The sequence below is a fragment of the Cognatishimia activa genome, assembly GCF_001458335.1.
Classification (GTDB): Bacteria; Pseudomonadota; Alphaproteobacteria; order Rhodobacterales; family Rhodobacteraceae; genus Cognatishimia; species Cognatishimia activa.
This window is the reverse complement of the sequence record NZ_CYTO01000009.1, coordinates 595,209-608,362: the sequence shown is the minus strand read 5'-3', so window position 1 is coordinate 608,362 and position 13,154 is coordinate 595,209. Positions and strand designations below refer to the sequence as shown.

Below are 13,154 nucleotides of genomic sequence, written 5' to 3'. Positions count from 1 at the left end.
CCGCCGATAAAGGCGGGTCTTTTTGATGGGTTATTTTTCGCGGATCGCGCGGGGTTTGAGATGTTTTTTCAACGCCCCGGCGTTTTTCTTGCGGCTGCCTTTGTAAGGGTTCTGATCCCCCTGCCCACGCATGAACAAACGAATAGGCGTGCCCGGCATGTCAAAGTCTTCGCGCAAACCATTCACCAGATAGCGATTGTAGCTCTCCGGGATTTTGTCCGGGTGCGAACACATAACGACAAATCCTGGCGGACGGCTTTTTGCTTGGGTCATATAACGCAGCTTGATGCGTTTACCCTGCGGTGCGGGCGGCGGGTGCTGTTCCAGCATACCCGTTAGCCAACGGTTCAGTTGCGCCGTTGGCACGCGGCGGTTCCAAACGTCATAGGCGCGCATGATGGCATCGTGCAGACGTTCCATCCCACGGCCAGTTTTGGCAGAAACGGTGATCAGTGGCGCACCACGCAGCTGTGGCAGCAAACGGGTGAAGGATTCTTTGAGATTACGCAGCTTTTCCTGCTTCTCGTCCTCAATGTCCCATTTATTCACGGCGACAATGACCGCGCGACCTTCGCGTTCGGCCAGATCGGCAATACGCAGGTCTTGTTGCTCAAACGGGATCGCCGCATCAAGCAGAACAATCACGACTTCGGCAAATTTCACCGCGCGCAGACCGTCAGACACAGACAGCTTTTCAAGCTTTTCCTGCACCTTCGCCTTTTTGCGCATGCCCGCTGTGTCAAAAATCCGCATCGGCACGCCATTCCAATCCACACGGGAGGAAATCGCGTCGCGCGTGATCCCGGCCTCTGGGCCGGTCAGCATTTTGTCTTCACCCAGAATCTGGTTGATCAGTGTGGACTTACCAGCATTTGGACGACCGACAACGGCAATCTGCAACGGCTTTTCGCGTGTCGGCATTGGAACTGCAGGAAGCTCGCCGTCTTCCAGCTCTTCCTCATCCAACTCAACGTCAGTGACCGGAGCGTTGTCTTCTGTGACTTTCGCAAACTTCTCTTCCACAGGCAGAAGCTGCACAAAGAGATCGTTCATCCCTTCGCCATGTTCTGCGGACAAGCGGATGGGTTCACCCAGACCCAGTAAATAGGCCTCGATCACACCGGCATCCGCGGCAGATCCTTCGCCTTTGTTCGCAGCCAAGATCACATGCGCTGAACGTTTACGCAGGATTTCTGCAAAAATCAGGTCGGTTGGCGTCACGCCTGCACGGGCATCAATCATAAAGAGGCAAACGTCAGCCATATCCACGGCGCGTTCCGTCAGGCGACGCATGCGGCCTTGAAGGCTGTCATCGGTCGCGTCCTCAAGACCCGCCGTATCAATCACCGTAAAGCGCAAATCACCAAGACGCGCCTCACCCTCACGCAAATCGCGCGTGACGCCGGGCTGGTCGTCTACCAGGGCAAGCTTTTTGCCCACCAAACGGTTAAATAGCGTGGATTTGCCCACATTCGGGCGCCCCACAATGGCGAGTGTGAAACTCATGAGTCTCTCCAGAAGGTCTGAAGACGCGGCCTTACAGCATTTTTAAATCAACGGAAAGCGAGCAATTCGCCTTTTTTGTTGACCACATAGAGCGTGTTGCCCGCGACCACTGGGTTTGAGGATGCGCCATGGGGCAATTCAACAGAGCGGTGCAGCTCACCGGAGGTTGGGTCATAGGCGTTCAAAGTGTCGTCCGAGGACGCAACCCATAGCCACCCACCGGCAAGAACCGGACCGTAGTGACCGTGGCGGCGCACTTGTCTGTTTGGGCGGGACTTGATGAAATCTGAAAGCCGTTTGGCCCAGATGGTTTCACCAGTGGAGGCGTCAATGCGCACCAGTTGGTTTTGCTCATTCACAAGGAACAAAGAGTCCCCTGCCGGCCAAACTGGGCTTAATGCGCCTTCTTCCACAGTCCATTTGCGTGCACCGGTATCACTATCCAGCGCCACAAGGCGGCCAGAGTGGTTGCCAACGTAGATGGTTTTGCCCACGACGACTGGATCGCCAGAAATGTCGCCCACTGTGGACAGTGCACGACCCACACGACGACCTTGAACACCGGCGTCCCAGAAACGCAGACCACCTTTGCGGAAGGCCGCTTGGACTTCGCCCGAGCCAAATCCAAAGATCACGAACTTGTCTGTGACCGCAGGTGCGGACGGTACTTGCAGGTTGTTCACATCAGGGGTTGAGGACAGTTGCCATTCAATCCGGCCGGTGTCGGTATCAAGCGCCCAAGCGAGGTCATCGCCAGAGATTACATAGACCAAACCGCCAAAGACGGTTGGTGCGCCGCTGCCGGTTGCGCCAAGACGCTGCTCCCAAATCACTTCGCCCGTCGCTGGCTCAACCGCCATCAGACGACCAAAACCGTTGGTGACAAAGAGCTTGCCCTCGGCTACCGCAAGACCACCACCGGATGCGTCATTGGACTTATCGCCCGTCGGCGTCATGTCCAAGGACCAAAGGCGCGCACCGTCAGTGCCGGTGGCAACCAGAGTGGCAGCGCTGTCGATTGTGAAGATACGGCCATCCGCGACAACCGGATCGCTAGAAATGCGTTGGCGGCGACCTTCACCTTCACCAATATCCGCAGTCCAAGCTAGGTTTGGCGCGGTCGCAAGCGCCGGATGCGCTGTGCGATATTTTTGCGTGCCGTGGCGATGGGTCCAGTTTGCGTTGCTGGTTTGGTTAGCCAAACGGATTGCACGGGTCTCTGAAGGAAGCTCGATCTGAGGCTCTTCGCCTCTCAGCTCTTCCCGCTCGCCCGTTAGGATGACTTCGCGGTCAGCACAACCGCTGACCATTGCCGCGACCGCTGCCGCGATGATCCATTTCCGTTGTGCCAAGCCCCTGCCCTCCGGTCTTTTTCACCCAGTTCGTTTTACTGGTGTAGTCTTCTTACTGGTCTGTCGCCAACGATGGAAGCGTTTCCGGTTCCCCGCCCAATGCCACAATCAACTGAGAAGCCCGTTGACGCAAGCCCGCGGAGGCTTCCGCATCCACAATGAGACCCTGTAGACGTTCAATCGCTGCGTCTGTATTGCCGGTTTCAATATCCAACAGCGCGATTTGCTCGGACGCGATCAGCGCCAAAGGTGTGCCCGGATTTGCAAGCGTCTCCAGACGCGCGCGACGGTCTTCCACAGAAATCGTATCCCCAGCAAGAACCAGCGCTTTCAGCTCTGCAATGTCTTTATAAATCTGGCTGGTTTCAGGCGCGCTGTTCAGGAATGTCTCAAGAGACTTGGCTGCAGCTGCGGATTCACCCGCGTTGACCTGTTCTGCGCTTAGCAAGAACTGACGCACCACTTCGGCTTCTGGCGCTTCAAGGGTTGCGGCCCCAAGTGCTTGCACACGATTCGAGCTTTCGTTCTCATCCAAGGCGGCCAACAACGCATCGCCCGTAGCTTCTGCAGCAGCTGTCGTTTGCGCTTTGCGATACTCGTTGAAGCTCGCCCCGCCCACAATCAACACAACGGCTGAAACAGCGATCCACCCATATTTGCGGAACACTCCGTAAAGTTGGTCGCGGCGGACCTCTTCGGAGACCTCATCAATAAAGCTATCGGTATCGCTCACGGCATCTTCCTTAATTATTTGGCACACTCTTAACCCGTGGATTTCAGACTGCCAAGTCAAAGCCGCGAATGGCGCATAACCTTGCGTCAATGCCACATTGGGCATAAACTGAACTGAACGGTTCAGAAAATACGCCTGCGACTATTGTAATTCAGGCGGATGTTTCTACCTGCAACACAAAGATGTGAAAAACAGGGTCTATAAAAGATGCGTATCGTGCCAATTCTTATCGCCGTAATTGTGTCGGCCTTTATGTATTTCTTCATTATCGAGCGGGACGCCCTTCTGGCTTTTGCTGCGACAGACGATCCTGCGAATGAAGACGCGGTTGCCCAAGTGGCCGAAGCATCAGAGACCGATGAAGCGGTTCCATCCAACATCGTGCGTGTGGTTGCAGTTCATTCAGAAGCGCGCGTGATTGACAGCGCGGTGGTCGTGCGCGGCGAAACCCAGGCGGAACGTCAGGTCGATGTATTGGCTGAGACATCTGGGACGATCATCTCTACCCCTCTTCGTAAAGGTGCCTTTGTGGAGGCCAACCAGATCATCTGTGAAATCGATCCTGGCACACGGCACGCGACCCTTGCTGAAGCAGAAGCCCGTTTGATCGAAGCCAAAGCAGGCGTCCCGGCCGCGAAAGCACGTGTTGATGAAGCGGTTGCGCGCCTAGAGGAGGCAAAGATCAACGACAACGCGGCCTCTAAACTGTCAAAAGATGGCTTTGCGTCTGAGACCCGTGTGGCAGCAACACAAGCCGCAGTTCGCGCCGCAGAAGCAAGTGTTGCAGCAGCAACCTCTGGCCTGGATAGTGCGCAAGCGGCCATTCAAGCCGCCGAAGCTGGTGTGGCGAGTGCGCAGAAAGAAATCGATCGGCTAACTGTGAAAGCGCCGTTTGCGGGTTTGCTTGAATCTGACACCGCGGAATTCGGCAGCTTGTTGCAAGCAGGTGGCCCGAGCGGAACCCATTGCGCGACGATCATTCAGCTTGATCCAATCAAAATCGTTGGCTTTGTGCCAGAAACTCAAGTGAACCGCGTCGCGCTTGGTGCCAGAGGTGGCGCGCGCTTGATCAGCGGTGACGAAGTTGGCGGCCAAGTGACCTTTATCTCGCGCTCTGCTGACCCGCAGACCCGTACTTTCCGCATTGAACTGGAAGTGCCAAACCCAGACCTGATGATCCGGGATGGCCAAACGGCCGAGATCGTGATCGCCGCCGAAGGCAAAGAAGCGCATTTCCTGCCACAGTCCGTTCTGACCTTGAACGATGAAGGCACATTGGGCGTTAGAGTGGTTACCACTGACAATGAAGCAGACTTCGTCCCTGTCTCGGTTTTGCGCGACACGACTGAAGGCATCTGGCTCGCAGGCCTGCCGACTAAGTCTGACGTGATCGTCGTCGGTCAGGAGTTTGTGACATCTGGCGTTCCGGTCATGCCAACATTCCAGGAGAGTGATCAATGACCGGCGTAATTTCATGGGCCTCTGAACGGGCCCGTATGATTTTGGCGTTCATCGCCATTTCATTGGTGATCGGGGCCGTTTCCTACGCAAGCCTTCCGAAAGAAGGCGAGCCGGACATCGATATCCCAATCCTATATGTCTCTGTAAGCTTCCCCGGCATATCCGCAGAAGACGCTGAAAGCCTGTTGGTCAAACCAATGGAAACCGAGGCCGTTGACCTTGACGGTCTGGACCGCATGACCGGTATCGCCTCTGAAAACCACGCATCGCTGCTGTTGGAGTTCGACTTTGGTTGGGACAAAAGCGCAACCTGAATAGCCCCTAGAATTGTAGACGCCTTCTGCCCTAATTTTGAGGACAGGAGGTCACTATGGGGAAGCCAAATTTTAGCGATGAGTTTAAGCGCGATGCGGTGCATCAAATTACCGTTCGGGGATATGCTGTTCGGGAAGTTTCTGAGCGTTTAGGTGTTAGTACACACTCGCTGTATCAATGGATGAAGAAGTTTCCGGCGAAGATTAATCCGTCATCGGATTCTGATGCCGAAGTTCGCAGGCTTAAGAGAGAACTGGCGCGTGTGACGGAGGAACGTGACATCCTAAAAAAGGCCGCCACGTACTTCGCGAAGAATGCAAAGTGAAGTACGGTTTTATCTTGGAGCATAGGGCGCAATTCACAATTCGGACGATGTGCCGTGTTTTGGGCGTTCATTTCAGCGGGTTTTACGCATGGATTAAAAATCCGTTAAGCCTGCGTGCGATGGAAGATCGGCGCCAAACCAAGCTGATCGAGAAGGCCTGGCAGGACAGCGGTAAAATTTATGGCTATCGCAAAATCCACGACGATCTCATCGATATGGGTGAAAGCGTGTCTGAGAACCGCGTGGCCAGACTTGCAAGATTGGCGGGCATTCGCGCCCAAATCGGATACAAAGCCAAGCCAAGCAATCACGGTGGCAAACCATCTGTTGTTGTCGACAACACGCTGGATCGCCAGTTCGATGTCGATGCGCCTAATCGCGTCTGGGTAGCTGATATTACATACATCAGAACCCGTGAGGGCTGGCTTTATCTGGCCGTCGTCATTGATTTGTTTTCGCGACGCGTCGTCGGCTGGGCGACACAGTCAAGACAACCAACTGATTTAGTCATCAAGGCCCTAATAACGGCGCTATGGCGGCGCAAGCCCTCTGCTGGATTACTTGTCCACACCGATCAAGGATCACAATTCACAAGCAGGGATTGGGCGTCATTTTTACGCGACCATCACATCGTTCATTCCATGAGCCGGCGCGGAAATTGTCACGACAATGCGGTTGCCGAAAGCTTCTTCAATTTGTTGAAACGTGAACGTATTCGAAGAAAAACCTACAAAACCCGCGAAATCGCGCGACAAGACATCTTCGACTACATCGAAATGTTCTACAACCCGAAAAGAAAACATGCCAGAAACGGGATGCTGTCGCCCGTCGATTTTGAAAACAGACAGTTAAACGACAAACAAGAAGGCGTCTAGGAAACTAGGGGCTATTCAACCATCGCGGATGTGCGAGACGCAATGAACACGGCTCAGGCAAGCTTTCCAACGGGTGCTGAGCAATACACGATCACCGAAATCAACTTCTCTGAATTCCCTATCGTCATCGTGAACCTGTCCGGCGATGTGCCCGAACGCACCATGTCCCGTCTTGCACAGGATTTGCAGGATGAGTTTGAAGCGATTGACGCGGTTCTTGAAGCAGCCATCGCTGGCAAACGCGATGAGATGGTCGAGGTTGTGATAGACCCGCTGCGACTGGAATCCTACAACATCACGGCGGGTGAAGTGATCAATGTCGTGCGCAACAACAACCAGTTGATTGCCGCCGGTGAGGTAGAAACCCAACAGGGTACCTTTGCAGTTAAGATCCCTTCCTCGTTTGATGACGTCCAAGATATCTACGCATTGCCGGTCAAGACCAATGGCGACCGTGTTGTCACGTTGGGCGACCTGGCTCAGATTAACTTTACGTTTGAAGACCGCCGCGGCACGGCGCGTTTTGATGGCGAAAAAACCGTTGCTTTGCAGATTGTTAAGGGCAAGGGCTACAACATCATCGAAACCGTTGAGCAGATCAAGACAACCTTGGCGGAAGCTCAGAAGCGTTGGCCCGATGAATTAAAGGCCGCCGTTCAAGTTGGCACCTCAAATGATCAAAGCCGCACGGTGGACTCAATGGTGCGCCAGCTTGAGGGGTCTGTATTGACCGCTGTCGCTCTGGTGATGATCGTGGTTCTGGCAGCATTGGGCAGCCGCGCTGCGATGCTGGTTGGCTTCGCGATCCCAGCCTCATTCTTGCTGTGTTTTGCCTTCCTCGCCGTGATGGGGGTGACCATCTCCAACATGGTGATGTTCGGCCTCATTCTGGCGGTGGGCATGCTGGTTGATGGCGCCATCGTTGTGGTGGAATACGCAGACAAGCGCATCAAAGAGGGCACCGGTCCGATGCACGCTTACGTCGAAGCTGCGCAGCGGATGTTCTGGCCAATTGTCAGTTCTACGGCAACAACGCTTTGTGCCTTCTTGCCGATGCTTTTCTGGCCGGGCGTACCGGGGGAATTCATGGGCATGTTGCCTGTGACGATGATCTTCGTCTTGTCATCGTCCCTGCTGGTCGCATTGATTTACCTGCCGGTTGTCGGCGGTATCTCGGGCCGTATGAGCCGGTTCTTGAACACGCTATCTGAGAATCTGCGCACGCGTCTGCATTGGGCGTTACGTTTCGCATTGGTACCATTTGCCTTGATCGGTTTGTTCAGCGCCGTCATGCAGATCTTGAACCCAGCCTACTTGCTTCCAGAGGGCAGTTCCGGTGTCGCGCCTCTTGCCTTCGGCGCAGTACTGTTCGTGTTCTTTGCCTTTGCCGCATCTGTTGTCCTAAGCGCCGCAGAGCTTCGTTTCAAAAGCAATTCGGTCAAAAGCGGGTACAGCTTCAACGGATTTGGTCGTTTGATGCGACTAATCGTAGGCAACCCATTCATGCCCTTGGTGTCGATTGCCGCAGTGATTTTCACAGTTATTTCGATCATCACCTATTTTGGGCAAAACAATAACGGCGTTGAGTTCTTTGTTGAGACCGAGCCAGAGCAAGCCACTGGCTTTGTCCGCGCACGCGGCAACCTTTCCCTAGCTGAAAAAGACGCCATGGTGCGCCAAGCCGAAGAAATCATCATGGCCCACCCGGCGGTGGTGAATGTGTTCTCTTTTGCCGGTGCTGGCGGTCTTGATACCGGCGGACCGGGCGGCGGGGATTCCCCTCCGGACGCGGTCGGGCAGGTTCAGTTTGAAATCATCCCATGGGATGAACGCCCGACTGCGCGTGAGACTTGGTTCTTCGGAATGTTTGAGCGCAACGTGACCGCGCCTGACTTTGACGGCAACAAAGTTCTCGATGAGCTTAATGCAGAGCTTGCGAAACTTCCGGGTTTCTACGTTGAAACCAAGCCGATTGAGCAAGGTCCAGGGTCCGGCAAACCTATCCATCTGCGCATTCGCGGCGATGGCTGGGACGACCTTAATGCAGCGGCCATTCTGGCTCGTGATACGTTTAACTCAACGCCGGGCCTGACGCTGGTTGAAGACACCCTCCCCCTCCCCGGCATTGACTGGCAAATCGACGTTGATGTGGAAAAGGCCGGACGCTACGGCGCGGATGTGGCAACGGTCGGTGCGATGGTGCAGCTGGTGACACGCGGTATTTTGCTCGACACCATGCGGGTCGACAGCTCTGACGAAGAGATTGAAATCCGTTTGCGCCTTCCGGAAAAAGACCGGGTGCTGTCGACGCTCGACAACATCAAAGTGCGCACAAACGAAGGCTTGGTGCCTTTGGCTAATTTTGTCACACGCAACCCGGTGGCGAAACGCGCCTCTATCAGCCGGGTCGACCAAGAACGGTTCTATGATGTGAAGGCTGACATCGTTCCGGGGCTCATCAAGCTTGAAAGTGGGGAAGGCGACAGCTTGACCACCCATGCATTGGTAAAGGCGCTAAAGGAAGGCGCGGTTGCGACTGGGAGCGTTCTTACCGCTGAAACAGGCGAACGCTACGAAGTGTTCCAGCTTTTGTCAGATCAAAATCTGGAAGATGCCCAAACCGCTCTGGACGAAGGTGCACGGCAAGTGCCTGTCACGCCGACGGAACGTATCGCGCTGCTGACAGAGTGGCTTGAAACCAACCCATTTGCACCTTCGGTCAGCTGGGAATGGACCGGGGACCAAGAGGAACAAGAAGAGTCTGGTGCCTTCCTAATGAGCGCATTCTCGGCCGCATTGGGTTTGATGTTTGTCATCCTGCTCGCGCAGTTCAACAGTTTCTATAACTCGGTTCTGGTCCTCCTGGCCGTGATCCTCTCGACTGCAGGTGTTCTGGTTGGCATGCTTGTGATGAATCAAACTTTCTCGATCATTATGACCGGGACAGGGATCGTCGCTCTGGCCGGGATCGTGGTGAACAACAATATCGTTCTGATCGACACCTATCAGGAATACAGCCGCTTCATGCCACGTATTGAGGCAATCGTGCGCACCGCACAGGACCGTATTCGTCCCGTTTTGCTGACAACCATCACAACAATGGCCGGCCTTGCGCCAATGATGTTTGGTCTTAGCCTGAACTTCGTGGATGGTGGCTATTCTGTTGATAGCCCAACGGCGCTTTGGTGGAAACAACTCGCCACCGCCGTGGTCTTTGGCTTGGGTATTGCGACCGTGTTGACCTTGATCTTTACGCCATCCATGCTGGCGCTGCGGGTCTGGTTTACCACCTATGTAAGCTGGTTCTTCCGACTGATCGCACGCCTCACACGCGGTCGCGGCAGTCAAGCGGCTCAGGACTGGGCTCTGCGGCGTTCCGCCAAACGTATCAAATCCCCAGAAATCCTATGGGATGAGGCTCCAACTTCTGTTAAGGCGGTGGAAACAAAAGAGGCGGCTGTTCAGGCTGCAGAGTAGTTCACAGGCTTAACTATGACTATCGACGAAAACCTGCGCACTTTGATGCGGGATTTTTACCGCGTTGTTGACGCGGAGGCATTCGAGGATCTCGGTGAGTTCCTCGAGTTTCCTTTTGAGATTGCCGTTAAAGGCAAGGTCTTAGAATTACATAATATTTCCGATGCGGCCGGAGCCTTTTTCGCTGCGGCGCGGGTTCACAAGAGCCGTGGGATCGCTCGGGTCACCCATAAGGTGAGCCTTGTGCACGCCACTAGCCTTACAGAGGCACTGATTGGCGTCGATGAAGTTGCATTTGATTCGCGGAACCGAAAACTGATCTCTTGGCGGTCCAGCTTTTTGCTACGCCGATTGAACGGAATTTGGCGCTTGTCCCGCGCCAATGCCACCGGTTACGACTTGGCTTGGGAAGCCAAAGGCAAAGAAGCGCTGAGATCTGCAGTCACATCGTCACTTTGCTGACGCTGCCAAAGTTGAGCGTACCGACCGTCCTGCTCTAGAAGCGCCTGGTGGGTCCCCTCTTCGACGATCTCACCCTGCTCAAGCACAACGATCCTGTCCGCTTCGGCAATTGTTGACAATCGGTGCGCGATGGTGATCACGGTCCGCCCTTCCCCAGCCCGCGCGAGCGCCTCTTTGATGGAAAGCTCTGTCTCTGTATCAAGCGCCGATGTCGCCTCGTCCAATAGCAAGAGCGGCGGGTTCTTAAGGAGCGTGCGCGCAATCCCGACGCGCTGTTTTTCTCCACCGGACAATTTCAGTCCACGTTCGCCAACCGCGGTGTCGTAACCTTCCGGCAAAGACGAGACGAAGTCGTGGATCTGAGCGGCTTTTGCCGCCTCAACAATATCTTCCTCGGTCGCGTTGTCGCGGCCATAGGCGATGTTGTAGCGGATGGTGTCGTTGAAGAGCACTGTATCCTGCGGCACCACGCCGATAGCATCATGCAAGCTTTGCTGAGTGACATCACGGACATCCTGCCCATCGATCTCCAGCGCCCCGCTATTGACGTCATAGAAACGGAATAACAGACGTCCGATCGTCGATTTGCCCGATCCAGAGGACCCAACAATAGCGACGTTTTGTCCAGCGCCAACGGTCAACGACACACCCTTCAGAATTGGGCGTTCTTCATCATAGCCAAAGGCCACATCTTTAAGCGCAATCTGGCCGCCATCGACCTTCAACATTTTAGCATCAGGTTTGTCAGATATCTCTGACGGCTGCCCTAAAAGGTCAAACATCTCCCCCATATCCACCAGACTTTGGCGGATCTCCCGGTAAACGGTTCCAAGGAAATTGAGCGGCATTGTGATTTGCACCATATAGGCATTCACCATCACAAATTGACCAACCGTCAGCGTGCCATTCTCTACACCGATTGCGGCCATCACCATGACGATCACCAGACCGCTTGTGATAATCAGACTCTGACCGACATTTAGACCTGCCAGCGAATAGGCCGTTTTCAAAGCCGCCGCTTCGTAGCCTTTCATGGACTCGTCATATCGCGCCGCTTCGCGGCGTTCGGCCCCAAAATACTTGACGGTTTCAAAGTTCAGCAGACTATCGATGGCCTTCTGGTTCGCATCTGTGTCCTGTTCGTTCATCACCCGGCGAAGTTTCACACGCCATTCTGTGACCTTGAACGTGAACCACACATAGGCCGCAATCGTCACAACAATCACCGCCAAGTACCATGCATCCAGCTGAAAATAGAGAATGGCGGCAATCAACAAAAGCTCAAGAACCAAGGGTCCGATCGAAAACAGCATAAAGCGCAGAAGGAACTCTACACCTTTCACGCCTCGTTCAATAATACGGCTTAGCCCACCGGTTTTGCGCGTGATGTGATAGCGCATGGACAGTTGATGGATATGCTCGAACGTTTCCAACGCAAGACGACGCAGAGCCCTTTGGCCAACTTTCGCAAAGACCGCATCCCTCAGGTTTTGGAACCCAATCGACATAAAACGCGCCAAGCCATAGGCTATGGTTAAGCCGACTGCACCAAGTATGAAAACCGACACGCCATCTTCAGCCAGCGCGTCGACCGCAAGACGATAAAGCTGAGGCGTGGTTGCTGCAACGACCTTAGACAACACCAAAGCCAGCATCGCGATCACGACACGCCTTTGGATCTCCCGCTCACCTTCCGGCCAAAGGTACGGGGCAACTTTGCGTATGATGTCCCAGCCGCTCCGCTCACGGTGGCGCGCTAATTCTTCCGGGGAGGCTGTCCGCCATTGCTGCATAGCTGGCTCCGATCGCTTGCTTTCAGGGACGTTTAACTAGGTGCTGCATGTCGTTCTGACCACCCCATCTGCGCGATATTTCTTCACGAAACGAATGAATGTGTCGGTTTGTCATGCGATGAAACGAAAAGAGAGGGCATTTTGCCCTCTCTTGACCGAAACGTCATAGACGTCATTCAGGTACGGTGAATACCTGACCTGGATAAATGAGGTCCGGATTGCGGATCCGGTCCTTGTTGGCTTCAAAAACTTTCACATATTGCACGCCGTCACCGTAGCTTTCTTTCGCAATGGCCCAAAGCGTATTGCCCGGCTGTACGGTGACTTGCACCACTTTGCGTGTTTCAACTTCGGCAGCAGCTGCTGCCAGCTCTACTGGTGCTTCGCGTTTGAAGGGTGTCTCAACGCGTGAAAGCACTTTGCCCTCTGCATCCACCTGATCGGCGCGCAATGTGTAGACACCTGATGGGATCGGAGCGAGCTCTGTAGACCAATTGCTGTCCGCGGCAACGTCGGTTTCGCCGCGCAGGCTGTTATTCAGGTAAATGCGCACAAAGCCTCCACCAGTCGCACGACCCGCGACTTGGACCGCGCCCTCATCAGAATATGTGATCGCATCGACGGAGATCACTTTACGGACCTCTTCGCTTTGATCTCCGCCCGCTTGCACAACACGCGCTCCTTCATTGCTGGTCACAATCACAGCAGGCGCTTGGGCTGGCTCTGGTTTTGGCGCGGCAACAACTTCGGCCTTAGGTTCTGTGGTCGCTTCTGCAGTCACAACCGGGGTTTCTTCGGGAGCCACTTCTGGTTCCGTTGTTTCAACGGGTGTCGTTTCTTCTGCGACCGTCGCTG

8 protein-coding genes and 2 pseudogenes are annotated in these 13,154 nt (G+C 54.6%); 5 read left to right on the top strand and 5 right to left on the bottom strand.

All coding sequences use genetic code 11. The features are described from left to right. Positions 1-30: 30 nt before the first annotated feature. Genes der through TA5113_RS07460 form a run of 3 tightly spaced genes read right to left on the bottom strand, consistent with a single transcriptional unit; the run spans position 31 to position 3,591 of the window. A complete protein-coding gene (gene der / locus TA5113_RS07470) occupies positions 31-1,506 on the bottom strand; it encodes a ribosome biogenesis GTPase Der (RefSeq protein ID WP_058316664.1) in 1,476 nt (491 codons plus the stop codon). Between the two features lie 47 nt (positions 1,507-1,553). Then, entirely contained in the window at positions 1,554-2,858 is a 1,305-nt protein-coding gene (locus TA5113_RS07465; RefSeq protein ID WP_245627179.1) for a PQQ-like beta-propeller repeat protein, read from the bottom strand. Positions 2,859-2,910: 52 nt separating this feature from the next. Beyond that, positions 2,911-3,591, bottom strand: a complete 681-nt coding sequence (locus TA5113_RS07460) for a tetratricopeptide repeat protein (RefSeq protein ID WP_058315840.1) — start codon at positions 3,589-3,591, stop codon at positions 2,911-2,913. 207 nt (positions 3,592-3,798) lie between these two features. On the opposite strand from TA5113_RS07460, the gene TA5113_RS07455 reads away from it, so the two are divergent. The 5 genes and pseudogenes from TA5113_RS07455 to TA5113_RS16840 all read left to right on the top strand — a co-directional run bounded on the left by TA5113_RS07455 (position 3,799) and on the right by TA5113_RS16840 (position 10,506). Then, entirely contained in the window at positions 3,799-5,052 is a 1,254-nt protein-coding gene (locus TA5113_RS07455; protein WP_058315691.1) for an efflux RND transporter periplasmic adaptor subunit, read from the top strand. Further along, positions 5,049-5,360 (top strand): annotated as a pseudogene (locus TA5113_RS07450) (efflux RND transporter permease subunit); the annotation flags it as partial. The gene TA5113_RS07455 and the pseudogene TA5113_RS07450, both read left to right, overlap by 4 nt. A gap of 62 nt (positions 5,361-5,422) precedes the next feature. Then, a protein-coding gene (locus tag TA5113_RS07440) for an IS3 family transposase (protein WP_106387453.1) occupies positions 5,423-6,567 on the top strand; the annotation gives its coding sequence in 2 pieces (ribosomal slippage) (positions 5,423-5,663 and positions 5,663-6,567; 1,146 coding nt in all). A gap of 21 nt (positions 6,568-6,588) precedes the next feature. Next, a pseudogene (locus TA5113_RS07435) lies at positions 6,589-10,044 on the top strand (efflux RND transporter permease subunit); the annotation flags it as partial. A gap of 15 nt (positions 10,045-10,059) precedes the next feature. Then, the gene (locus TA5113_RS16840) at positions 10,060-10,506 is read left to right on the top strand and encodes a hypothetical protein (protein WP_131726432.1); all 447 of its coding nucleotides are present in this window, start codon (positions 10,060-10,062) and stop codon (positions 10,504-10,506) included. On the opposite strand, the gene TA5113_RS07430 is transcribed toward TA5113_RS16840, so the two are convergent. Next, positions 10,437-12,299 (bottom strand): ABCB family ABC transporter ATP-binding protein/permease, encoded by a 1,863-nt coding sequence (locus tag TA5113_RS07430; RefSeq protein ID WP_058315689.1) that lies wholly within the window; start codon positions 12,297-12,299, stop codon positions 10,437-10,439. The two genes, TA5113_RS16840 and TA5113_RS07430, sit on opposite strands and share 70 nt — an antisense overlap. A gap of 172 nt (positions 12,300-12,471) precedes the next feature. Continuing rightward, on the bottom strand, positions 12,472-13,154 hold a 683-nt coding region (locus TA5113_RS07425; RefSeq protein WP_165589392.1), incomplete at its 5' end, for a LysM peptidoglycan-binding domain-containing protein.

What these genes read in the sequence shown, in the direction of transcription:
- der (WP_058316664.1), bottom strand. Translation starts at nt 1,506, where the DNA reads ATGAGTTTCACACTCGCCATTGTGGGGCGCCCGAATGTGGGCAAATCC.
- TA5113_RS07430 (WP_058315689.1), bottom strand. Translation starts at nt 12,299, where the DNA reads ATGCAGCAATGGCGGACAGCCTCCCCGGAAGAATTAGCGCGCCACCGT.
- TA5113_RS16840 (WP_131726432.1), top strand. Translation starts at nt 10,060, where the DNA reads ATGACTATCGACGAAAACCTGCGCACTTTGATGCGGGATTTTTACCGC.
- TA5113_RS07455 (WP_058315691.1), top strand. Translation starts at nt 3,799, where the DNA reads ATGCGTATCGTGCCAATTCTTATCGCCGTAATTGTGTCGGCCTTTATG.